22 protein-coding genes, 1 tRNA gene, 2 pseudogenes and 1 other annotated feature are annotated in these 21,929 nt (G+C 47.4%); of the genes and pseudogenes, 8 read left to right on the top strand and 17 right to left on the bottom strand.

The genetic code is table 11. The features are described 5' to 3' along the window. Positions 1-24: 24 nt before the first annotated feature. Positions 25-1,500 (top strand): aminotransferase class I/II-fold pyridoxal phosphate-dependent enzyme, encoded by a 1,476-nt coding sequence (locus tag NST99_RS13610; RefSeq protein ID WP_341092381.1) that lies wholly within the window; start codon positions 25-27, stop codon positions 1,498-1,500. A 122-nt stretch (positions 1,501-1,622) separates the two neighbouring features. Here NST99_RS13610 and NST99_RS13605 read toward each other — a convergent pair whose 3' ends face one another. Both NST99_RS13605 and NST99_RS13600 read right to left on the bottom strand, forming a co-directional pair. Continuing rightward, complete coding sequence (locus NST99_RS13605; protein WP_019911532.1) at positions 1,623-1,946, bottom strand: DUF1292 domain-containing protein; 324 nt, start codon at positions 1,944-1,946, stop codon at positions 1,623-1,625. A gap of 91 nt (positions 1,947-2,037) precedes the next feature. Continuing rightward, the gene (locus NST99_RS13600; protein ID WP_341092380.1) at positions 2,038-2,589 is read right to left on the bottom strand and encodes a copper amine oxidase; all 552 of its coding nucleotides are present in this window, start codon (positions 2,587-2,589) and stop codon (positions 2,038-2,040) included. Positions 2,590-2,756: 167 nt separating this feature from the next. Here NST99_RS13600 and NST99_RS13595 point away from each other — a divergent pair, with 167 nt between their 5' ends. Further along, positions 2,757-3,494 carry an MBL fold metallo-hydrolase gene (locus tag NST99_RS13595; RefSeq protein ID WP_341092378.1) on the top strand — a complete coding sequence of 246 codons (738 nt, stop codon included), beginning with the start codon at positions 2,757-2,759 and terminating at the stop codon, positions 3,492-3,494. 168 nt (positions 3,495-3,662) lie between these two features. On the opposite strand, the gene NST99_RS13590 is transcribed toward NST99_RS13595, so the two are convergent. The 3 genes from NST99_RS13590 to NST99_RS13580 all read right to left on the bottom strand — a co-directional run bounded on the left by NST99_RS13590 (position 3,663) and on the right by NST99_RS13580 (position 4,726). Further along, the gene (locus NST99_RS13590; RefSeq protein ID WP_341092377.1) at positions 3,663-3,899 is read right to left on the bottom strand and encodes a DUF3892 domain-containing protein; all 237 of its coding nucleotides are present in this window, start codon (positions 3,897-3,899) and stop codon (positions 3,663-3,665) included. A gap of 85 nt (positions 3,900-3,984) precedes the next feature. After that, a complete protein-coding gene (locus NST99_RS13585) occupies positions 3,985-4,428 on the bottom strand; it encodes a GNAT family N-acetyltransferase (RefSeq protein WP_341092376.1) in 444 nt (147 codons plus the stop codon). Positions 4,429-4,510: 82 nt separating this feature from the next. After that, on the bottom strand, positions 4,511-4,726 hold the full coding sequence (locus NST99_RS13580) for a hypothetical protein (protein ID WP_341092374.1): 216 nt from the start codon (positions 4,724-4,726) through the stop codon (positions 4,511-4,513). Between the two features lie 159 nt (positions 4,727-4,885). After that, positions 4,886-5,151 (top strand) — a binding site (T-box leader). A 211-nt stretch (positions 5,152-5,362) separates the two neighbouring features. Here NST99_RS13580 and metG point away from each other — a divergent pair. Next, positions 5,363-7,027, top strand: coding sequence for a methionine--tRNA ligase (gene metG / locus NST99_RS13575; RefSeq protein ID WP_341092372.1), 1,665 nt, complete (start codon positions 5,363-5,365; stop codon positions 7,025-7,027). 130 nt (positions 7,028-7,157) lie between these two features. On the opposite strand, the pseudogene NST99_RS13570 reads toward metG, so the two are convergent. The 6 genes and pseudogenes from NST99_RS13570 to NST99_RS13545 form a co-directional block, all read right to left on the bottom strand. After that, positions 7,158-8,071 (bottom strand): annotated as a pseudogene (locus tag NST99_RS13570) (RNA-guided endonuclease TnpB family protein); the annotation flags it as partial. An 18-nt stretch (positions 8,072-8,089) separates the two neighbouring features. Then, positions 8,090-8,407: pseudogene (locus NST99_RS13565) on the bottom strand (helix-turn-helix domain-containing protein); the annotation flags it as partial. 401 nt (positions 8,408-8,808) lie between these two features. Next, a complete protein-coding gene (locus tag NST99_RS13560; protein WP_341092370.1) occupies positions 8,809-9,546 on the bottom strand; it encodes a creatininase family protein in 738 nt (245 codons plus the stop codon). A gap of 212 nt (positions 9,547-9,758) precedes the next feature. After that, complete coding sequence (locus NST99_RS13555) at positions 9,759-10,241, bottom strand: NUDIX hydrolase (protein WP_341092369.1); 483 nt, start codon at positions 10,239-10,241, stop codon at positions 9,759-9,761. Between the two features lie 21 nt (positions 10,242-10,262). Next, entirely contained in the window at positions 10,263-10,697 is a 435-nt protein-coding gene (locus tag NST99_RS13550; protein WP_341092368.1) for an NUDIX hydrolase, read from the bottom strand. Between the two features lie 127 nt (positions 10,698-10,824). Next, complete coding sequence (locus NST99_RS13545) at positions 10,825-11,361, bottom strand: cupin domain-containing protein (RefSeq protein WP_341092367.1); 537 nt, start codon at positions 11,359-11,361, stop codon at positions 10,825-10,827. A 136-nt stretch (positions 11,362-11,497) separates the two neighbouring features. On the opposite strand from NST99_RS13545, the gene NST99_RS13540 reads away from it, so the two are divergent. After that, positions 11,498-11,569: transfer RNA gene (locus tag NST99_RS13540), tRNA-Val, on the top strand. A 334-nt stretch (positions 11,570-11,903) separates the two neighbouring features. On the opposite strand, the gene NST99_RS13535 is transcribed toward NST99_RS13540, so the two are convergent. The 5 genes from NST99_RS13535 to NST99_RS13515 form a co-directional block, all read right to left on the bottom strand. Next, positions 11,904-12,038, bottom strand: coding sequence for a cyclic lactone autoinducer peptide (locus NST99_RS13535; RefSeq protein WP_341092366.1), 135 nt, complete (start codon positions 12,036-12,038; stop codon positions 11,904-11,906). Between the two features lie 2 nt (positions 12,039-12,040). Further along, a complete protein-coding gene (locus NST99_RS13530; protein WP_341092365.1) occupies positions 12,041-12,565 on the bottom strand; it encodes an accessory gene regulator ArgB-like protein in 525 nt (174 codons plus the stop codon). Beyond that, positions 12,558-13,136, bottom strand: coding sequence for a hypothetical protein (locus NST99_RS13525; protein ID WP_341092363.1), 579 nt, complete (start codon positions 13,134-13,136; stop codon positions 12,558-12,560). Before NST99_RS13525 ends, NST99_RS13530 begins: the two co-directional genes overlap by 8 nt. A gap of 672 nt (positions 13,137-13,808) precedes the next feature. After that, complete coding sequence (locus NST99_RS13520) at positions 13,809-14,096, bottom strand: hypothetical protein (protein WP_341092361.1); 288 nt, start codon at positions 14,094-14,096, stop codon at positions 13,809-13,811. Between the two features lie 222 nt (positions 14,097-14,318). After that, positions 14,319-15,920, bottom strand: a complete 1,602-nt coding sequence (locus NST99_RS13515) for a helix-turn-helix domain-containing protein (protein WP_341092360.1) — start codon at positions 15,918-15,920, stop codon at positions 14,319-14,321. Positions 15,921-15,989: 69 nt separating this feature from the next. Here NST99_RS13515 and NST99_RS13510 point away from each other — a divergent pair, with 69 nt between their 5' ends. Together NST99_RS13510 and NST99_RS13505 are read left to right on the top strand one after the other, a co-directional pair. Further along, positions 15,990-16,196, top strand: coding sequence for a helix-turn-helix transcriptional regulator (locus NST99_RS13510; RefSeq protein ID WP_341092358.1), 207 nt, complete (start codon positions 15,990-15,992; stop codon positions 16,194-16,196). Beyond that, positions 16,193-16,582 carry a hypothetical protein gene (locus NST99_RS13505; RefSeq protein ID WP_341092357.1) on the top strand — a complete coding sequence of 130 codons (390 nt, stop codon included), beginning with the start codon at positions 16,193-16,195 and terminating at the stop codon, positions 16,580-16,582. Before NST99_RS13510 ends, NST99_RS13505 begins: the two co-directional genes overlap by 4 nt. A gap of 107 nt (positions 16,583-16,689) precedes the next feature. Here NST99_RS13505 and NST99_RS13500 read toward each other — a convergent pair whose 3' ends face one another. Next, positions 16,690-17,709 (bottom strand): ABC transporter substrate-binding protein, encoded by a 1,020-nt coding sequence (locus tag NST99_RS13500; protein WP_341092355.1) that lies wholly within the window; start codon positions 17,707-17,709, stop codon positions 16,690-16,692. 283 nt (positions 17,710-17,992) lie between these two features. Here NST99_RS13500 and NST99_RS13495 point away from each other — a divergent pair, with 283 nt between their 5' ends. Next, positions 17,993-19,159, top strand: a complete 1,167-nt coding sequence (locus tag NST99_RS13495) for a LacI family DNA-binding transcriptional regulator (RefSeq protein ID WP_341092352.1) — start codon at positions 17,993-17,995, stop codon at positions 19,157-19,159. A 182-nt stretch (positions 19,160-19,341) separates the two neighbouring features. Further along, entirely contained in the window at positions 19,342-21,777 is a 2,436-nt protein-coding gene (locus NST99_RS13490; RefSeq protein WP_341092350.1) for a GH36-type glycosyl hydrolase domain-containing protein, read from the top strand. The last annotated feature ends 152 nt before the right edge of the window (positions 21,778-21,929 follow it).

Genomic DNA, 21,929 nt, shown 5'->3' with positions numbered 1-21,929 from the left:
CGCGAAAGGTTGTGACAGCATTAAATGGATCAACACCGTACTCCCCTCTTCACTGCTCTCAAAAAGCATGCCGCTGGAAACCCAGTTCAATTTCATATTCCCGGGCATAAGAAGGGGCTAGGAACCGATGCCGAATTCCGTGAGTTTATCGGCGATAACGCTCTATCCATAGATTTGATCAATATCGCACCGCTTGATGATCTTCATCAGCCTACCGGCGTAATACAAGAAGCTCAGAAGCTGGCTGCGAAGGCTTTCGGCGCCGACTATACGTATTTTAGCGTACAGGGCACGAGCAATGCCATCATGACTATGATCCTCTCTGTCTGCTCAGAAGGAGACAAAATAATTGTGCCGCGCAACATTCACAAATCCGTGATGTCGGCAATTATTTTCTCCGGAGCCAAGCCTGTTTTCGTCTCACCTGTTCAGGATGAGAATCTTGGGATAGACCACGGCATTACCACCAGCTCGCTGGAACGAGCATTAAGGCGCCATCCGGACGCCAAAGGAGTTCTAGTAATCAATCCAACGTATTTTGGCGTATGCGCTGACCTGCGTTCGATTGTTGACCTGGCCCACAGCTACGGGGTTCCCGTATTGGTGGACGAGGCACATGGAGTATTGATTCATTTTCATGAGGATCTTCCGGTATCAGCCATGCAGGCCGGTGCCGACATGGCGGCAACCAGCGTTCACAAGCTGGGCGGCTCCATGACGCAGAGCTCGGTGCTTAACGTGAATGCCAAAACCGGGCTGGTCAACCCGCAGCGGGTACAGACGATTCTCAGTATGCTGACAACAACTTCTACCTCATATATTTTGCTTGCGTCACTGGATACTTCCAGACGCAATCTGGCTCTGAATGGCCATGAAATGGCCGAGAGAACGATAGCCTTGTCCAATTATGCCCGGGAGGCCATCAACAACATCGACGGTCTGTATAGCTTTGGCAGAGAGATTCTTGGCACAGAGGCCACCTTTAATATTGATCCAACCAAGCTTAACATTCATGTCCGCCATTTGGGAATAACCGGTTATGAAACAGAAAATTGGTTGCGCCAAAAGTATAACATCGAAGTAGAACTAAGCGACATGTATAATATTCTTTGCCTGATTACGCCTGGTGATACCCAAGATTCCGTAGATAAGCTGCTTTCCGCCCTGCAGGTATTGTCAGCCATCCATTACAGCAAAGGTGAGATCTATGAGCTAAAGGTGCAGGTGCCGGAAATTCCACAGCTTGCCCTTATTCCAAGAGATGCCTTTTATGCGGATACTCAGGTAGTTCCGTTCCGCGAATCCGCAGGTTATATCATTGCGGAATTCATCTATGTTTATCCTCCGGGCATTCCGATTTTGCTCCCTGGTGAAGTAATTACCCAGGATAACATTGATTATATCATCGACCATGTGGAAATCGGGCTGCCGGTCAAAGGTCCGGAGGACCGCAGCATCAACTTTGTCAAGGTAGTCGTGGAAGCCGATCCGATCTCTTGATCGGCCAGCCTTCCGCAAAATATAGGCATTCATACAAAAACCCGATACTATAGGTATCGGGTTTTTGCATGCAAGCCTCAGTGCTGAATTCATGCAACCTCTTGGCTGTGCTACACTGAAATCTATTCTTGCTGGGCAAGCAGCTCGTTGTAAGCTTCTTCAACGGCTTTCCATTCAGCTTCATCTTCAATGTTGTAAAGCACCATTTCTTCATCTTCTTCTTCCATGCGCAGAATGATGCCATCCGCTTCAGGGTTTTCGCGTTCCAGCAACAACGCGTATAATTTCTCGCCCACATCGAACGTTTCTACCAGCACCATTTCTACATCTTCGCCCTGCTCGTTCGTCAAGGTCAGCACAAACTCCTCGTGCTCATGGTCGTGATCATGTCCGCAACCGCATGCTTCACCATGTTCATGGCCATGCTCATGTTTGTGATCGCTCATTGAAATACCTCACTTTGAATTGAATTATCCTACATTTGGTATCGTAACACGTATGATAAGTTCAGGTCAATTTGAGGGCAGTACAAAATACCTAATCTAGTGCAGTGATTACCTTCTCTGACACAAGTACGTAATCTACATTCTTGGAGGCTTTAATATAGAAGCCCACCCGGTACTTCCCGGACTCTTTAAAATCATAGGTGAACTCTGAGGTAGAGAACCAGAAATCTTCTTTTTTCGAACCGCCCAGCTCCTGCGACTGAATGTCCTTCACATTTCCCGATGGATCGGTAATGGCTACTTTTACTGCTGTGATGCTATCTGTCAAGCTGTCCACCTGTGACAACACCTTAAATTTGAGTTTTCCGATATTCACGTTACCAAATACATCATCGCCCTTATACAGAATAATCTGTACATTCGGCTTAAGAATGGTCACTTTGCCTGAACCGTCCCAGTTCACGACGCCTCCAGCCTCCCTGGCCGGGATATAAGCCTTGCCATCAATCAAATAGCCGCCATCAGCCATTTCCTTCCCATTGTTCCATACCCTGATTTTCTGATTTACAGCGTCCGCGAACAATAATGAACTTCCCATCAGGGAAAATACAACTACGCACAGAGCAACTTTTTTCCACCTCATAAGCAGAGACCCTCCAAATAATTCATGCTGTTAATATATACTGCCGAGGGTGACACAAGTTGCGCCGAAGTGCGATGAAAATTTCATTTCTGTCATCAAAATGTTACTATATTGAAAATATAACGTTAACCTGCTTTGGCAACAATTAGAACTGGAGGATTTTCGGTATGACTATACAACTGCAAATGATAGGTACGGGTGATGCTTTTTCCAATACCTACCATAATAACAACGGGCTGCTGCTGGATGGCAACTTCTCGCTTCTCATAGACTGTGGTGCTACAGCCCCGCTCGCCATGCATCAATTAGGGCGATCGTTCCGTGAGGTGAACGCGACGCTAATCACACATATCCATAATGATCATGTCGGCGGGCTGGAAGAGCTGGCAATAGAGTTGATGCAGGATAATAACCGAAAAATGCAGCTGCTGTTGCCAGAGACACTGCTCAAACCGCTGTGGGATCACATCCGCAAGAGCGCTCGCTCAAAGGAAGCCCGTGCAGATTCCCTCGAAGAAATGTTCAATGTAACCACCCTGCGTCCAGGTGAGTCTTACACCCTTTCCCCGGAAATTACACTGCAATTGATTCGCACCCCGCATATTCGCGGCCGGGACAGCTACTCGCTGCTGCTGAATAACGATATCTTTTACAGCGCCGATATGACCTTCCAGCCTGAGCTGCTGATCAAGCTTGTCCGCAAGCACGGCGTCCGGAAGATTTTTCACGACTGTGAGCTCAGCGGATCGGGGCAGGTTCATACTACCCTCCGGGAACTGATGTCTTTGCCTGATGATGTACGCAAGCTGATCTATTTAATGCACTACAGCGACCGGAAGCCTGAATTTGAGGGGATGACCGGAGACATGGAGTTTCTTGTTCAGCATGAGATATATGAGCTTTGAGGTTCAGTTTCCCGTATCTTTATTAACTGCAGTTTATAACCTTGAAGCTGCAAGTAGAAATAGAAGGATAACTTATAGCGTGAAGCATACAAATTCTTATATTTCAAAAAAGCCGGACAGGCAGTGTCAACTGACACTGCCTGTCCGGCTGTTCTTATTTATGCGGTTTTAGAATTGCGGCAGCTGATCCAGATTATTCGTGGGATCGCCATCCGCATCGCCACGGATGTATAACTCGCCATCTCTGCCTTTGAACACATTCACTCCGGCTATGCTTCCCGCTTGAATCTCCTGCAGCGCTTGCTGGTAGTCCAGCACACGTCCTGAAGAGGTCTGGAACTTCATCAGGTCGCCGTCACCGTTTCTTTGGGCCGCTGTAAACCGTTCACGTTCATTGTTCATCACTTAGGATCTACTCCTTCGCGCTCGGATTGGCCAATAGGCTCAACTCTAGCTTGCCCCGCTAACGAAAGAATATGTACTTTGAGGTTTAAAGCGTTTTCTGCATTCTCACATGCAAAATACCTGCATCATAGAATGGCTCTGGAGAGATCACTTCATACCCCAGCTTGTTATAAAAGGCTTCCGCCTGGCATTGTCCATCAAGGATGGATGATTCGAGGCCCAGCTCACGGGCAAGCTCCTCCAGCGCCAACAGCAGGATACGCCCGTATCCCTTGCTGCGGTAGTCTTTGTCGACTGCGATACGCTGCATTTTCGCAGTGCCTGCTTTATAATAAATCAATCTTCCGGTAGCTACCGGGAGACCCTCATCCATCAGCAAGATATGATGCACATTGTCGCCGATTACATCATACTCATCAATTTCCTCTTCTTCCGGTACCTTTTGCTCTTCAACAAATACTTTTTTGCGGATGTCCAGTCCCATCTGGAGCTGTTCATCTGTCGTTACATGTACGATTTCCGCCGCCATACTTCCACAGGTCTCCTCTCTTTATATAAAAACGATAGTTGACCCATTATACAGAATTTTCATTACGCTGTGAAGAGAGCCTTTATTCAACCGAATAGACCTCAGTGGAAATCGAGCGTTCGTATACATCCTCTAATACAGGCGATAAAGGGCTGTCTAAACCTTCAGGTTTTCCATCCAAACCAGTCATGCTCTGGATCTCCACAACACTCGGCGCCTGATAGGACGAAGCACATCCAACTGCCGTCAGAAGCAGCATTAAACAGACCACCGCTTCCCAAATCTTAATTCTGCGCATCCCTTTCCCTCCTATCGTCTTCTGCTCTACACAGCTTTGACGATTCGTGAGTTTATTAAACTGATTAGCGGTCTTTGATGAATCCAGATTCAAAAACCGCATTAATCGCTTGACTTCTACCGCGTTCCTGCCGTAAGATAACCATTAATTAGGATAACCACAAAAGCTAAGAAGAGAAAGAGTACCTTGGCCAATCTTTCACAGAGAGCTCCGGACGCTGAAAAGGAGCAAAGAAAATCCAAGGGAATATGGTCTCTGAGCTGCGCATCGAACCCCTCCAGGAGGGTTGTAGGCTGCGCCGGAACCCGCATCCGTTATCGTGCTAGGGTATACCCGCGAACAGCGGACGTACCTGAAGAGGTGAATGCCGCAAGGCATTGATGAAGTTGGGTGGTAACACGTGAGCACAGGCTCTCGTCCCTTTTGGGGACGGGAGTCTTTTTTGTTGCCCAAAAATGCTCCCGGGGCGAGTGGGAGTAAGGCTCACAAAACTTGAGCATATGCTTCCGAAGCGAGTTTTTTTCGAAGGACAATCTGGAAGTAACGCTCACAAAACTTTAGTATATGCTTCCGAAGCGAGTTTTGTTCGAAGGACAATCTGGAAGTAACGCTCACAAAACTTTAGGAGGAGATAAAATGTCCAATATCTTTATCGGAGGGGCGTGGCCTTACGCCAATGGCTCTCTGCATCTGGGAAGACTGGCAAGCATTCTGCCCGGTGACATTCTGGCCCGTTACCACCGGGCTAAAGGTGATCGGGTGCTGTATGTGTCCGGCAGCGATTGCCATGGTACACCGGTGGCTGTCCAGGCAGCCAAAGAGGGCGTAACGCCGGGTGAATTCGCCGACCGCTATCATGAGGAATTTGCGGAGTGCTTCGACAAGCTTGGTTTCACTTACGATTTATACACGCGGACAGATCAGGAAACCCACCACACGGTCGTTCGTGAGCTATTTCTTAAACTTCTGGACAACGGGCACCTGTACAAAAAGACAACGCTCCAGTGCTACTGCGAGCAGGATCAGCGGTTTCTACCTGACCGGTACGTGGAGGGAACGTGTCCGGTCTGCGGGCAGCAGGCACGCGGCGATCAATGCGATTACTGCTCCACCCTGCTCGACCCGTCCGATCTGCTGGACAGATCCTGTAAAATCTGCGGAACCCCTCCGGTACTGCGGCCTACAGAGCATTACTATCTTTCTCTTTCAAGCTTTCAAAAGGAACTGGCAGACTATGCGGAATCATCTCAGGGCTGGAGGGATAATGCCGTCCGGTTGACTCAGCGTTATCTGCAAGAGGGGCTTCAAGACCGCGCGGCTACCCGTGATCTTGATTGGGGCGTGGATGTGCCGGTAGACGGATTTACCGGTAAAAAAATCTACGTATGGATCGAAGCGGTCAGCGGCTATCTGTCCGCCAGCAAGCAGTGGGCCGCAGAGTCAGGAAACCGTTGGGAGGATTTCTGGCTGGAGAATCGCGACAGCGCCGCTGAGGATGGCAAGGCAACTTCTTATTATGTGCATGGGAAAGACAACGTGCCTTTTCATAGTCTGATTTGGCCGGGCATATTATTGGGAGTGGGCGGATTGCATTTGCCTGACCGTCTGTTTGCCTGCGAGTACATGACGCTGGAGGGGCAGAAATTCTCTACCAGCCGCAACTGGGCGGTCTGGGTACCGGATATTCTAAGCCGCTATCAGCCGGATTCAATCCGGTACTTCCTGATTGCGAACGGCCCCGAGAAGCGTGATACCGACTTCTCCTGGAGGGAGTTCATCCACAGCCATAATGGCGAGCTGCTCGGTGCCTTCGGCAATTTTGTAAACCGCAGCCTGGCCTTCATAAATAAAGCCTTCGGGGGTTGTGTGCCGGAGGGAATACTGGAGCCTAAGTGGAGAGCGAACTTCGACACCTTATACGCCGAAGCCGGCAGGCTGATCGAATCCGGGAGTTTTAAGGAGGCTCTGGAGTTTATCTTTGGTTATATTCGCCAAGCCAATAAATACTTTGATGAACAGAAACCCTGGCTGCAGATCAAGGAAGACCGCAACACCTGCGGAGATACCCTCTACACCTGCGTACAGATCATTGCTAATCTGGCTAATCTGCTGAATCCGTTCATTCCTTTTTCCTGTGATGAGCTCCGCATCTTCTTGTCCCTTGATGAGGCTGGATGGCAGCAGTCCTCTGTTCAGGCAGGACAGAACATCCATGAACTGAAGCTGCTCTTCGAACGCATTGATACTGTACGGATTGAAGAGGAAACAGCCCGGCTGGAGAGCCAGATGCTAAGTAACTAACCCTTTTGAATCTCCACCACTTAGCTGACGCTTGAAGGAGGGATTCTTGCGAACAGAGGAGCAACCTCCTCTTATGGGCAAGCGACCCCTGCGTTCCCGCAGTTCTACGTTTTATTTTTATAGGTAATTGCTATACCGCTAACTGTTTGATATTATGAGCCGTATTTTCATCCCGATCATGGTGTGTTCCGCAAGCTACACATGTCCATTCTCGAATCGAGAGGTTCTTCACTTCGGGATGGATCGTGCCGCAAACGTGGCACTGCTGACTGGTCGGCTCGAAGGTGCCGGCAACCCGGAGGGTTCGTCCATACCAGGATGCTTTATACGTGAGTTGTCGCACCCATTCGCCCCAGGAGGCATCAGCGATGGACTTGGAGAGTTTGGGATTTTGAATCATATTCGCCACACGCAGATGTTCGATGCTGATCGTTTGGCACTCACGGATCAGCTTCGTTGTCATCTTGTGGAGAAAATTGTTCCGTGAATTTGCAATGTGTTCGTGAATACGGGCAATGTGTTTCTTGGCTTTCTTCCAGTTGGAGCCCCCTGGTGTGCGTCTTGCCAAACGCCGCTGCCATAGCACAAGCTTTTTCTCGTATTGACGGTAAAACCTGGGGTTGGCAAAATGCTCCCCGCTTGAGCACACAGCGTATTCCTTAAGCCCCAAGTCAATGCCGATATGTGCATCTGCTTGACAAAATACTTATCGCTGGCGTTTTGCCGTACCGTAGCGGACAGTATACGACCCTCCAGCTTCCGAGAGTTGGCGAAACGCATCCAGCCGAGCTTGGGAAGCTTCAATCGGTTGCCTTCAATGGCGATATTTCCGTTCGTGAATTTCGTGGTGTAGCTTTGTACTGGATGCTTCCGGCTTTTGAAGCGCGGAGCTTGATTTTGCTTTTTGAAAAAGCGGTCAAAGCTATCTGCCACATGCCGAACGGCAGACTTTAAAGCAATACTATCGACTTCTTTGAGCCAGTCATATTGTGTTTTTAGGACGGGGAGCTGTGTCGCACAGGTCTGATAGGACAAGCCTTTGCCCCCTTTTGTAGTATTTTCTTACAGTATAGCACATATGTTCGCTGCCTCTTCATTCCAGGCAAGAACCTCGGAACTTTCATTGCTGATGAAAGACGGATAGGGCAGCTGCCCGATGATTTCCCTCCACTGCGGATTAAACGTTGTACTAATAGAAGAGACAGCTGCACGCTCATGGGGATTCCATAGCTCGAACAGATGTTGCTGCTCATCCGGCGTCAGCTGCAGTGCCCTCCCGATATTCTCGATGATATCCCTGGATGCGGTTACTTCTCTGCCCTGCTCCAGCCAGGTATAATAAGTTGCACTGACACCTGCCAGCATAGCGACCTCTTCCCTTCGAGTCCCTGTGTTCTTCGTTGGCTATTGGATGCTTTAAACCCTGCCTGTTCAGGCTGAAACCGGTTTCGGCGCGATTTCAGATAATCGCCGAGCGTTTTGGCTTTACTATTCGCATTAAGCATATACAACCCCTTCTCACTGAATCATTACGATCCATTTAATTTAACACGTTCCATACTTAAACCTTTGTCCGTGCTTGCTTCCCTCAACGATCCACTAGCAGCAACTATCACGGAGTTAAGGCGTCTATTTTAATGAAATTCCATTAATTGTTATCCATTAAAACGGATGTTCATCATTGAGCAAGCCTGCACGTTATGTGTCCCACAGCGTCAGAATAAAAAAAGCGCCCGAACAGTTATAAATGCAACTGCTGCGGACACAATTTTGTTCAACTTTTACTGAGCTAAAGCAATTCCCTGCAGCATTGCTGCAATGGCTTCAACGGAACCGTTCCACAGCTTCTCGCCAAGATCCCTACTGGCATGGGTTGGGTCACCTATAACGCCTGTTGTGGAATATTTGCCAAAATCCAGATTGGGATCATCCCATTCCGGCTCACTGCTGCCAGGATTAAAAATCTGCGCTTCCCTAATATCCTCAGGATGCTTATAAAGTCCCAGAGAAGTAGTGAAGCTGTCTGCATGACCACCCGGAATGTCGGGATCAGCATGCCTGCACCAGATCTCATGAAACGGATGATGGGGAAAATCTACCTTGGCTTTTCCCTCATATTCCTGATTGAACCTTACTGCCAGATTGCCCAGCAAGTGACCGCCGCAGCCGCGAAAAATAACCAGCTGTCTAAAGCCTTGGTCCACCAGGGAAGTCAGAACAGCGTATATTACATCTTCATACAGCTTCTGCGGAATATCGATAAAGCCGTATCCAAAGCTGCGGTGCTCCGGTGTAGGTCCAAAAGGAATTGTCGGTATCACCAGGGACTTGACTCCATATTTCAGTTTGGCCTGCTGCGCTGCTTCAATGGACAGCTCTGTGGCCAGCCATGTATCAAAATCAACGGTGGAGTGTGGACCCTGCTGCTCCGTACAGCCCGTCGGAATAATTGCCAGATAACCTTCCGCTGCTTTTTCTTTAATTTCCAAAAAGGTGAGCTTTCCGTATTCGACTGTCATTTGAATTTCCCCTTAGGTTGTCTAATAGTAATTAGTCGAAGCGAGGTGTTTGTTTATGCGCAGATTTTCATTGTGGCTGCCCTCCTAACCTTTCTTGCCGCAGGCCTTCTTCTGGATTTCCTGATCCATATCCTTAACATGAAACGAAGACAGCGCTTTAGCAACATTTGACCCTGAACGAGAAAAGAAGGCTAGCTACAGCTATCGAAGCTCTATACCTTCCGTTTCAGCGAGACGGCAAAATCCGGTTTGGTCTCATAGGCAATGTAGGATACTGTCCCTGCAAAATCCAAATAAGCCTGATAACGCGTGCGGATCGCCGGGCTTGTGATCTTGTCCAACACAAGCTCCTTAGCCACCCAGCAGCTTTCCGACGTTTCCTCTGAAACGGCAAGTTCTCCGCCCACCGGTTTACATACATAATCCAGCATTACTTTCGTCGGAACATCGGTGATGCCGTCATGCCATTTGTACATTCCCGTATTCGAATACACTCCGATCAGGTGAGAGACCTCGGTATCTATTCCGCTTTCTTCCTGAATCTCCCGGATGAGTGCATCCATCAGATTCTCTCCGGCCTCCACTTGCCCACCGGGGAATACCCAGCCACCATGAAATGTTTTGACCAAAAGCACTTCTCCCTGCTCATTCTCCACGATCCCGCCGACAGCCACAATATGAGTTGGCATAGCCATGTTATTAACCTCCCATGATCTTTATAGTTGAATATTGCACTGCTCAGCAAATTCATTGATTTTGGACAGCAATGCAGGATAGATCATCGGATAGGTTAACTCTTCCGGCACCTCCGTGAACCCGCATATTTCTTCCATTTCATAGGCCGGCAATTGTCCGAACTTATTAACGGTGGCCAGGTAGAGCTTTCCGAAACTATCCGGCATTGACTCTCCGGTAACCGAATAAATACTTATTGGAAATAACGTATAGTCTTCCGCTCCTGTCTCTTCATACAGTTCTCTTGCCGCTGCTTCATCAGGCGTTTCATTCTCGTCAATATGTCCACCTGCAAATTCCCATGTGGTCTGTCCACGCTGCCGAGCTAATATCCACTGCTCATTATGCCTTACGATAATAACGACGTAGGTTAGATTTTCTTCCTTTATTTCCGTTTCGTGTATAGTAACTTTCATTCACAAACATCTCCTTAGTCGGCAAAACCGATAGAGTTTTGGTGCATTACCGGATGCGACGTTCCTATTATCTCTGGTTTTAACCTATGTATAGAATGCCTTGATATTTCTTCCAACAGGAAAAGAATCACTCACCACTGTCTTCTCCCCGCTTCTCCTCACCCTTGCCCTGAGCGTTCAATTGCGCCCATATCTCCCGGGTCAAATCTTCGCCTTTATAATAGTCCACCCTATCCTCCGTTTCATACAGCTCTTCATACGGCAAAATATTGATTTTCCCGGAGTCAGGGTATTCCGCAACATCCAACCCGTTATTCGTCCGTAAATCGAGATAGCGGCAAGGCGTCTCCGTATGATTGAACAGCTGATGCGCACCTGATGGACCGGTTTCGAAAAATACCGTATCGCCCTCATGGACTTCCTGTAACCCGGCGGGAGTTCTTAACATAGCACCGCCCGCCAAAATCACAAACAGCTCTTCAGCATTTCTATGAAAGTGATACGGATACGAGTACTTGCCCGGGTCCAATGACCGGATATCAAAAATCAAATGCTTAGATTCTACCATCCCCGCCAGCTTCTCGCTGGTGTGCCAAGCAAATTCCGGAACCGGAGACTGCCTTTGTTTAAAAGAGATATTCTGTTCATTGAAAATGGTCGCCATGGAATTACTCCCTACGCATAAGTTATTTTAATCCGAGCATAGAGACTATGGAACAAGTTGTAAGTGAGTAAATTCATAGGCCGTGAAAAAAACATTGCCATCTCCTCACATCCTGTGGTATTATAAATTTCGTTGCAGGACGGTAGCTCAGCGGGAGAGCACTATCTTGACAGGGTAGGGGTCATGGGTTCGAACCCCATCCGTCCTATACTGCATCACTACGTAAAACTCCTTATTTTATAAGGAGTTTTTTCTTTTCTATCCCCACTCACATCCCACTTTTACCGCGTGAAAAATTGATTTGGGGACGGATTGGGAACGGAATTGAAAAAAAGAGTTACCATAAAGGCAACTCAATTGAAATTGATTTGTGTAGTTGTTAAATTATTATTTTTACTGACTTCTTTGTGATGCCTCTAGAGTGCTTAGCCAGTATTTCAATCCGTATGGACGAGTATCCTATATATATATCTCACAAATTCCCGTTAATACCTTTTGGGTCTTGATTCACAGATATGATACTCAAACGGACCACTCCAATATTATTTAAGTAGTTCTTCTGGAACTTCAGGTTGATGCACATACAACGCACTGTTTGTATTTGCAATGAATATCGCTACCATCGATAAGCATGTCGCCAAACCAGACACGATTCGAACATTCGCTTTTTTCAACATCTTTACTTCACCTCCTTTCTGGCAATTAATAGACTTAGAGATTGAGCAAAAAAACTCACGGCTATAGCAGATGAACAAATCATGACATTTGTAGCAACCAAGATCAGGCCGATTATTTTAAGCTTCGGATAGTGACGCTTGGGGATTCTAGTCTGCTTTTCAATTCCAATCGGCGCTAACCACAAGATGATCAAAAAACTGATTGCATTCATAACCTGTACAACTACTAAATTTACGTTAATAAAAGATAGCGCAGTAAACAATGTCGTAGTAAATATGACACACGCTACACCCGACTTAAGGTGAACACCGCCCGACGATTGCCGTAGTAATGCAAAAGAAATTAATATCGTTAAAGCTTCAGAAAAATTACCTGTGAGCAAAGATATAGCAAGTGTAATGACGATGATAAAAACAACATTTAGCACAACCTCTAATGCATACTTTAGAACCGCTTGCGATGCGGGGTGATCAGGAACAACTTTTTTTATATTGTAGGCTATCCTCTCAGATATACGATCAATCATTTTCTTTTTCCTTCCCGGTAGAGTAATAGATGAAGAAAATTGAGATCATTAAAAAGAACAATATATTCAAATAAATTTCGTTGTAATATAAAAGAATTGAGATTCCAATTAAGAAAATTATGATGATCGTCGTTAAAAAAATATCTTCTAACTTAAATCGAAGTTTCTCTATGTCAAAAGTAAAGCCTTTTCCTTTTCTGTAGTAGTGCCAAAAAAAGGAGCAAATAACTACGGAGGTGAGTACTTGTAATATGTATCCATTGCTTTTATTCCCTTCTATTGCTCCTATTGAACCGAATAAGATAAGTACAATAACAGTTTGTATGACTGCAAAAATAGCATATCCTGATATAGTTGCAATAACGGACAGTATGAGGGGCATCCTAACAACTGCAGCAAAGAATAATATGAATATTACTATCAGTATTAAAGGTGCGATATTGCTCATATCAAACTCTTTCCTCACCAAATAGCTCTGCAAATTTATTATTAAAGTAACAAACAAGGCTTGCCAAGCATGATGTTTCCACTTGAATCTAAAGAGCGACATAATCAAATAATAAATAGACATGAGCTCAATAGTCGAAAAGAACATGAATAGAATTGGCTCCCATGACAACACACAACACCGCCTGACATTATTTTCATTCAATGCATTAATTATAAATCCGAAATAGAGTTACCGTATACTACTTATTTACTACGAATTAGGTCTTTCAGGCGGCAATATCTCAAAACAATTCCCGCCATCCGCGAGCGCCACAGCAAGAACGGTCTATCTATAAGTCGCAAGTCTGAAGACGAAGAAACCGCCAGCTCAAAAAGCCCGGCGGGTTATCATATCATTGGGTCAACCACACGAAACCAAGGCGGATAAGCTGAACATCAAATATCCATTCAAGAGTAGCGTTTATCCCTCTAGAGCATCATTTATATATTGAACAAACAATTTGTCCGAGAACAGAACAACCTTATTGTCCTTCGTCAGCATATAGATACTTTTAGCATCCGCACTTACATACACAGTATTGATCAGCTCATACAACTTCTGAATAACATCGCAAAGACTCCTCATATTTTCCGATCCGTTTATTTTGCGCCCCCTCCCCTAATTATTCAATAAGCATACAAAATGTGCCAATATACGTCAAAGAATAAACAGAAACAAACCCGCCAGGCACAAGCCCGGCGGGTTATGATACACATGCTCTACATCCAAATCTATCTTCCGTCGTTTTTAAAACTAGAAATCAGCAGTAGCAATTTGAATTGTACCTGTAGCAGGACCAACAGCTGTGGTCTGGAGAGCGGCTACCAACAGTAAAGCAACTTCCAACGTGAGGCTATTGGTTGGAGGTATTACATAAGTGATGACAGGAGCGTTGACACGTGTAACTACAAGATTGATCGGAGCCGGACCGTTATTATTAACGGTAATTGTAGCATTTGCTCCACCGTTCAAGTTTTCAAAATAAGATTTACCAACATTGGCCGCCAGAGAGTAAAACTGCTGGGGTAAGAGAATCGACATAAGAATCACCTCCTAGAACTAGATATTGTATTCTATTCTTCCAAAGAAGAAATGTAATAGATAAGTGGATCAGTACCAAAACACATTTTACAATTATTACATAGTGGTGAAACTATCTTCTATGGCTTAAATTCAATCGCAATTAGATATAAAAAAAGACCCCGCCGGCATCCGGCAGAGTCAAATCATTCATGAACTTATCCCTCATAGGTAAACCGGCCTTTAGGCCAGTACCCGCAGCACATCCTCGATCTTCCGCTGATGCGAAAGCACACCATAATTCATCCAGGCCATAAAATCCACCTCGTACACGTTGCGGTTGCGCACAGCGGGCAGGCTTCTCCATAGCGGAGTATCCAGCAGCTCCCGGCCTTCACCTTCCTGCCGGTCAAAAGTAATGAACAAATGATCCGCCGTCAGGCCTGACAACTCTTCACTTGTTAGGCTCACACGCTTCTGTCCCCGGGTGAGCTGCCGGACCAACGGATGCCGCTGGAGCCCAAGATCCTCATGCAGTACGCTTGCCGTATATCCCAGTTCCTCACATCCATAGAGCGCGACTCCGCAGGAAGATATCCTAAGTAAGGCTACCGTCTCTCCCCGGACGCTGCGGCTGAGGATCCGCTTCGCCTGCTGGGCCTGCTGCTCATAATGGCCGATGACCTCCTGTACATGCTCCGTTCTGCCGAAGACAGCAGCTGCTGAGCGCAGTGTTGCACGCCAGTCTTCCTGGTGAAACGGGAGTCTGAACAGCGGGGCAATCCGGCGGCACTCACCCAAATGCCAGCGCTGAAAGCCGTCATCCAGTATAATCAGCTCGGGCGTGTAACGGGAAAGCTCTGACCAATCTCCGGTGGAAATATCAAACGTTGGGACCTGATCCAGACCCAGGTACTCTTGCTTGCCCCACTGTGCATGACAATATTGAGCCACCGGAGTAATGCCCAAAGCCAGCAGATAATCCTCCAGAAAAGGCGCGAATACACGGACCCCTTCCTGATGAAGGCTCCTGTATTGACCGGGTGTAACACCTACTGCTCCCTTGAAACGCCGGTTAAAATAATACTCATTGCTATAGCCGACTGTCAGTGCAATATCATGCAGACGGTCCTTGGTCAGAAGCAGCTGCTGCTGCGCCCGTTCGATACGGAGGCCGTTCAAATGCCCCAAGGGAATCTTGCCGGTAATCTCTTTAAAAAGCTGAGTATAACGCGCGCGCCCAATACCTGCAATCTCTGCCAATTGATCGACGGATACCGGTTCACTGTAATGCTCCTGCATATAGTGAATGGAACGTTGTACCGCCTCATGATCATTATTTGTCTGAACTGCCGGGGAATTGGCCCGCATGATCAGCAGCAGCAGCTCCTGAAAACGGGTATGACCCGCGAACCATTCGATGTCATCGGGACTCCTGCGGCTATGATAAATGGAATCCAGCAGCAGTGTACATTGGGAAAAAGGTCTGCAGCTTAAGAGACCCGGCTGGAGCATGGCATTCCCGGGCAATTTCCTCTTTCCGCGGTGTCTGCCATCCCCAGTGCTGATAACCTCAAAAGCAAGCCGGTAAAAGCTAAGCCCCCGCTCTCCGGCCTGAATACTGTTCATAGATCCAGCCTCAATCAGAAAGCCTGCACCTTTGTCCAAAGGATAACGCCTTTCCTCCGCTTCGAGCCAGCCCTGCCCTTCCGATACTATGATCAATGTGTGCTCCTGAAACACAGCCATTTGTCCGTTTCCCGCAGGGGATTGGGCTATTGCTTCTATGTTAGTCAAGCTGTATAACAGCTTTTTTCCAGTGCTTTCACTGAGCAGTTCTGCCATTCTCCCGCCCCCTAATTGAGAATCATTTTCATCTCCTTAGTGTAAAACAAAAATGAAAGCCTATCAACTATGCAAAATCATATCAAAAAGTTTCGACAGCAAAAAGATATATCACAAGGCAGGTTAGCAGATTTATGCAATGTAAGCAGACAGACCATAAATGCCATTGAAAACAACAAATATGACCCAAGTTTGCAATTAGCTTTTGATATTGCCAAACATTTAGCAGTTAGAATTGATAAGTTATTCTTACATGAAGGGAGAGAAGAGGAATGAACACCCGAAAAATAGGTGCAACCGCAGTAGGGGCAGCCACTCTAATTGTGGTGGCCTTTACCATCTATAAGGTCATGGTTGGAAAAGACGTTGGATTTAACGAAATAATAACAATCGCAACGCTGGTAATGATGTTTTTTCCTATGATCACCTGGGGAACCAAGGCAGACAAAGATGGTATATTTGAGGATGACGAGTTAGGAAAAAAGATTACGGAGAGAAGCTCGAAAATAAGTTACTTTCTTCTTCTTTTTTTTATACTTGGAGCTTTAGTTGCTGATGAAATCGTAAATGAAACAATGAACATTTTTTTATTAGGGGTATTAGGATTAGCAATGATTACTTTACCCATTGTTGAGTTTCTAGTGAGTAAGAAGTATCGCTAGCGGGAACGTCAGTTCAATAAAAAAGCGGCAGTCCAGGACATTATTTCTCGTCCATGGCTGCCGCTGTTTCTTTTATGAGGGGTTAGTCTTTCAGTTTGCCTGGCGTTTCATTTCACCATTGCTTTCAGCAGATCATCAAGCTTCATCGAATTGGCTGTAATCGCGCCGGACTGCCAGTGGGAGCGTTCCATTCTGTAAACATTCCCGTTCTTCACCGCAGGCAGGTTCTTCCACAACGGACCACCCAGAATTTTGATTGCTTCCTCATTCTCCGCGGTATCCCATCCTCCGTTGTCAGGGAATACAATGATATGATCCGCTTCAAGATCTGGTATCACTTCTTCGGAAATAATGGACTGAAATTCAGTCATCTCCGCAGCCATAGGGACGGGAGTCAGACCAAATTGGTCATAGACCACACCCGTAAATCGGTTTTTGACACCAAATAACGCAAAGGTTTTCTCGGCAACGTTAAGCCGGATTACAGCTACCTTCTCCTGCCCCAAAGCCTGCTGCAGCTTGGCTTTTCCATCCGCCACCTTCTGGTCATACTCCGCAAGTACAGCTTCGCCCTTTTCCGGAATGCCCAGCACCTCTGCGATAGCTGTGAGCATTTGTCTTGAATCCTGCAGCACTTTCTCCGGCAGACGGTAGGTTGGCGCTACCTTGGAGTATTGTTCGTATTTTGCTGCATCTGCTCCTCCGTCCGCAATGATCAAGTCCGGATTTTTTTCCAACAATGCCTCAATACTCCCGGTAATATCATATTCCGGCACGTCCAGATTCAAATAATCCTGCTTACCCCAGCTGGGATGATACCATTGCACGACCGGGGTAACGCCTAACGCCTTCAGATAATCCTCCACATAGATCCCTGCCACCCGCTTAGGACTAACAGGAATTTCAACCTCTCCGAATTCCCCGACGACAGTCCGTGTGCCATTTCCGGCTGAAGTATCGGTGCTTGCATCGGTGGATGTATTGCTTGCTGCGGTTGGATTCGCCGCATTCTCTGTTTGAACGTTTTTTCCTCCGGCAGCATTATTATTTGTGCCGCAAGCCGCCAAAGCGGACATTGCCAGTACAAGTACAGCTGTCCAAATACATTTTCGACCCCAACTTGCCATTGATCTCTTCACTCCTATACATCATTGTGATTGATTATCATTCTCAATAATCCTAAGGACAATAGTAGCACGTCTTCATCAGCTTTCAATGCACTTTCTCTGCGACAATCTTATACAAACTTCTAAATTGCATAGTATCTCACGTCGATTTGCAAACCTTTAAGTAAAAAACGACCCTGCCAGCAGCTGGCAGAGTCAAGAGTTCATGAACGTATATACTACATACAAGCTGGGGATATCTTCAATTTAACACCTGATTGTTAATAGAGTGTGTGGAGAAATCATGGAATGGATAAATTATGAGCAAGGCAAATTCTTTAACCGGGTGATTGATTTCTGTAGCGATTTATTTTACAATGAACTCATAAACGCGCGTTTATTTAAAGGGGGCACTATGCGCAGCGAAGATATTGCTAAGCTCGCCGGGGTATCCCGTAGTACGGTATCCCGCGTGATCAACAACTATTCCAATGTCCCTGAAGAGACCCGGGCCAAGGTGCTGAAGGTTATTGAACAGCATCAATACGAGCCAAACAGCTTTGCCCGGGCTCTGGCCGGCAAGAAGACCGATACGATCGGCCTTTTCGCCATCAGCATGAACGAGAAGGAGAATGCAACCCGGATCTATCAGAACAATTACTTCGCGCCTTTCGTCGATGCCGTAGTCGACACGTCGAATGCCCGCGGCTGTTATGTGCTGATTCATACCGTATACTCTCCCGACGATTTCCTGAAGGTTAAGCAGGCTTTCCTGCAGAAACGGATTGACGGCGGCATTATCGTCGGCACCCAGAAGGATATTGATATCGTACGGGAAATGGTTGGACTTGAATCGCCGCTAGTGCTGATCGATTACGACATTTCGGAGATTATGTCGGAGCATCTGGACCGCAATCATCTGGCCATTGTAAACTCCAAGGACTATGAGGGCACAGTCGAAGCCATCGAGTATTTGATCGGCCTTGGCCACGAAGAAATCGGCATGATCTGCGGACGAATGAACACGTACTCCGGACGGGAACGCTATATGGCATACGAGGATACGTTGAAGCGGCATGGATTGCAGATCAATGAGAACTTCATCCTGCAGGGTGATTTCTTGAAGGAGAAGGCTTACGAAGAGGTCAAGAAGCTGCTGGAGTCCGGCGGCCCATTGCCGACAGCCTTCTTCTCGTCCAACGATGATATGGCTATTTCAGCGATGGAAGCGTTCTCCGAACACGGAGTCTCCGTGCCTGAGGATATGTCCATTGCCGGATTCGATGATGTGCAGCTTGCCTCGCGTATTCATCCCAAGCTGACCTCTGTACGTCTGCCGATTTATGAAATGTCCAAGGCCGCTGTCGAGAAAGTAATCGAGCTGTGCGATTCCGTTCAGCCGACCTTTAGCACCATCAGCTTCCCGGCCAGGCTGGTCAAAAGAGACTCCTGCCTGCCGCCGAAGAAGTAAGGCTCCCTGCAAGAATGCTGCATCATCCGTCCAGCGTATACCATTTCGCTGGATGTACCAGCATTTCTTTAAGGAGTGGCAATCATTATTATAATGTTTTGCAGGAAAATCCCTTTGCCCCGAGGGAATTTTTTCTGAGCTCTATAAACGCGCGTTCACAATTGAAAGGAGACTTTCCTCTTATGAAATTCGGAACTTTTGACGACACTCGTAAAGAGTACGTAATCAACACCCCTAAAACACCTTATCCATGGATCAACTACCTCGGTAACGAGCAATTTTTCGGCCTTATCTCCAATACTGCCGGTGGTTACACCTTCTATCGCGATGCCCGGATGAGAAGATTGACCCGCTACCGGTATAACAATATTCCGCTGGATACAGGCGGACGTTACTACTATCTGTATGACGACGGCGATTTCTGGACCCCGGGCTGGATGCCGGTCAAACGCGACCTCGATTTCTACGAGTGCCGCCACGGTCTTGGCTATACTTCCATCACCGGCGAACGCAACGGTATTTCTGTGAACCAGCTCGCTTTTGTACCGATGGGCCACAATGCCGAAGTACACCGCCTTGTTGTGAAGAATACCGGATCAGCTAAGAAATCGGTGAAGCTGTTCTCTTTTGCCGAGTTCTGTCTGTGGAATGCCCAGGATGATATGACCAATTTCCAGCGTAATCTGAGCACTGGCGAGGTTGAAGTTAAGGATTCCGTAATCTATCACAAAACAGAATACCGTGAGCGCAGAAACCACTATGCTTTCTATTCTGTAAATAAAGAAATCGCCGGCTTTGATACCGACCGCGAGTCCTTCGTGGGTATGTATAATGGCCTGGATGCTCCACAAGCAGTAGCTGCCGGGGAAGCAACCAACTCCGTAGCCAGCGGCTGGTCGCCAATCGGCTCTCATGCACTTGAAATCACGCTGGAACCAGGCGAAGAGCAAAGCTTCATCTTCGTACTCGGCTATATCGAGAACCCGGAAGATGAGAAATGGGAATCCCTGAATGTCATCAATAAAAAACCGGCGCAGGCTGTCATCGAGCAATTCGCTACAGACGCTCAAGTGGATGCTGCTCTGGCTGTTCTGGCTGCACACTGGGATAACCTGCTGTCCAAATATCAGATCACAAGCGGCGACGACAAGCTGAACCGTATGGTCAACATCTGGAACCCATATCAATGTATGGTTACCTTCAACATGTCCCGCTCCGCTTCCTACTTCGAATCCGGGATTGGCCGCGGTATGGGCTTCCGCGATTCCAACCAGGACTTGCTCGGATTTGTACACCAAATTCCTGAGCGCGCCAAAGAACGTATTCTGGACATCGCCGCTACCCAGTTCGAAGACGGCAGCGCGTATCACCAATACCAGCCGCTGACCAAAAAAGGCAACAACGAAGTCGGCACCGGCTTTAACGATGATCCGCTTTGGCTGATCCTGGGAACGGCTGCCTACATTAAGGAAACCGGCGACACTTCCATTCTGGATGAGCAGGTTCCTTTCGACAGCAACCCGGACAACACTGCTACCCTGTTCGAGCACTTGAAACGCTCCTTCGAGCATGTCACGAATAACCTCGGACCTCACGGCCTGCCGCTGATCGGCCGCGCGGACTGGAATGACTGCCTGAACCTCAACTGCTTCTCTACCGAGCCAGGCGAATCGTTCCAGACGACTGCCAACATCGAAGGCCGCGTAGCGGAATCCGTCTTCATCGCCGGTCTGTTCGTCTTTGTTGGACCGGACTATGCGGAAATTTGCCGCATGCGCGGACTTAACGATGTTGCTGCGGATGCCGTAGCCAAGATCGACAACATGCGTGAAATCACGCTGACCCATGGCTTCGACGGTGACTGGTTCCTGCGCGCTTACGACCACTACGGCGACAAGATCGGCAGCAAAGAAAACGAAGAAGGCCAAATCTTCATCGAGCCGCAAGGGATTTGCGTAATGGCCGGTATCGGCGTGGAAGACGGTCAAGCAGCCAAAGCTTTGACTTCCGTTGAGGAACGTCTGGACACAGATTATGGTATCGTGCTGCAGCAGCCGCCATACTCCAAGTACTACCTGAACCTGGGTGAAATTTCTACGTATCCGCCGGGCTATAAAGAAAACGCCGGTATTTTCTGCCACAACAACCCATGGATCATGATTGCTGAAACGGTACTGGGACACGGCGACAGAGCATTCGATATCTATAAGAAAATTGCTCCGGCTTATCTGGAAGACATCAGCGAAGTTCACCGGATGGAACCTTATGTGTACTCGCAAATGATCGCTGGTAAAGATGCCGCACGCCACGGGGAAGCGAAAAACTCCTGGCTGACGGGTACCGCTGCCTGGAACTATGTAGCCATTACCCAATCCATTCTCGGCATCCAGGCTGATTTCGCAGGTCTGAAAGTAGATCCTTGTATCCCTGCTGAGTGGGACGGATTCGAAATCACCCGCGTCTTCCGTGGAGATACTTATGTAATCACTATTAAGAACCCTAACCATGTCTCTAAAGGTGTTGCCAGCCTCACTCTCGACGGGGCCGTTGTAGAAGGGAACATCATCGCTCCTGTTGGCGACGGTGCAGTGCACCAAGTGGTAGTTGAGCTGGGCTAAATATCTGCCGTGACAACATGTTAACCGCTTGTTTATTAAACGGGTCTCGTCTTTGCAAAAAGACGGGGCCTGTTTTTTTGTGGGAGGCTCACTTTCTGGTAATCCAAGGACAATATTCTAAAAAAAGCAACCCAATGCATCCGGCATACTTG

Source organism: Paenibacillus sp. FSL L8-0470, from assembly GCF_038008625.1.
GTDB lineage: Bacteria > Bacillota > Bacilli > Paenibacillales > Paenibacillaceae > Paenibacillus_AQ.
This window is presented reverse-complemented; position numbering and strand designations above follow the sequence as displayed.

Bases quoted from the DNA above. Each gene is read 5' to 3' on its own strand.
- NST99_RS13515 (WP_341092360.1), bottom strand. From the start codon at position 15,920: ATGGCAGAACTGCTCAGTGAAAGCACTGGAAAAAAGCTGTTATACAGC.
- NST99_RS13550 (WP_341092368.1), bottom strand. From the start codon at position 10,697: ATGAAAGTTACTATACACGAAACGGAAATAAAGGAAGAAAATCTAACC.
- NST99_RS13510 (WP_341092358.1), top strand. From the start codon at position 15,990: ATGCAAAATCATATCAAAAAGTTTCGACAGCAAAAAGATATATCACAA.
- NST99_RS13580 (WP_341092374.1), bottom strand. From the start codon at position 4,726: ATGCGCAGAATTAAGATTTGGGAAGCGGTGGTCTGTTTAATGCTGCTT.
- NST99_RS13530 (WP_341092365.1), bottom strand. From the start codon at position 12,565: ATGATTGATCGTATATCTGAGAGGATAGCCTACAATATAAAAAAAGTT.
- NST99_RS13560 (WP_341092370.1), bottom strand. From the start codon at position 9,546: ATGACAGTCGAATACGGAAAGCTCACCTTTTTGGAAATTAAAGAAAAA.
- NST99_RS13600 (WP_341092380.1), bottom strand. From the start codon at position 2,589: ATGAGGTGGAAAAAAGTTGCTCTGTGCGTAGTTGTATTTTCCCTGATG.
- NST99_RS13545 (WP_341092367.1), bottom strand. From the start codon at position 11,361: ATGGCGACCATTTTCAATGAACAGAATATCTCTTTTAAACAAAGGCAG.
- NST99_RS13605 (WP_019911532.1), bottom strand. From the start codon at position 1,946: ATGAGCGATCACAAACATGAGCATGGCCATGAACATGGTGAAGCATGC.
- NST99_RS13490 (WP_341092350.1), top strand. From the start codon at position 19,342: ATGAAATTCGGAACTTTTGACGACACTCGTAAAGAGTACGTAATCAAC.
- NST99_RS13520 (WP_341092361.1), bottom strand. From the start codon at position 14,096: ATGTCGATTCTCTTACCCCAGCAGTTTTACTCTCTGGCGGCCAATGTT.
- NST99_RS13555 (WP_341092369.1), bottom strand. From the start codon at position 10,241: ATGGCTATGCCAACTCATATTGTGGCTGTCGGCGGGATCGTGGAGAAT.
- NST99_RS13500 (WP_341092355.1), bottom strand. From the start codon at position 17,709: ATGGCAAGTTGGGGTCGAAAATGTATTTGGACAGCTGTACTTGTACTG.
- NST99_RS13505 (WP_341092357.1), top strand. From the start codon at position 16,193: ATGAACACCCGAAAAATAGGTGCAACCGCAGTAGGGGCAGCCACTCTA.
- NST99_RS13495 (WP_341092352.1), top strand. From the start codon at position 17,993: ATGGAATGGATAAATTATGAGCAAGGCAAATTCTTTAACCGGGTGATT.
- NST99_RS13595 (WP_341092378.1), top strand. From the start codon at position 2,757: ATGACTATACAACTGCAAATGATAGGTACGGGTGATGCTTTTTCCAAT.
- NST99_RS13610 (WP_341092381.1), top strand. From the start codon at position 25: ATGGATCAACACCGTACTCCCCTCTTCACTGCTCTCAAAAAGCATGCC.
- NST99_RS13525 (WP_341092363.1), bottom strand. From the start codon at position 13,136: ATGTCTATTTATTATTTGATTATGTCGCTCTTTAGATTCAAGTGGAAA.
- metG (WP_341092372.1), top strand. From the start codon at position 5,363: ATGTCCAATATCTTTATCGGAGGGGCGTGGCCTTACGCCAATGGCTCT.
- NST99_RS13535 (WP_341092366.1), bottom strand. From the start codon at position 12,038: ATGTTGAAAAAAGCGAATGTTCGAATCGTGTCTGGTTTGGCGACATGC.
- NST99_RS13585 (WP_341092376.1), bottom strand. From the start codon at position 4,428: ATGGCGGCGGAAATCGTACATGTAACGACAGATGAACAGCTCCAGATG.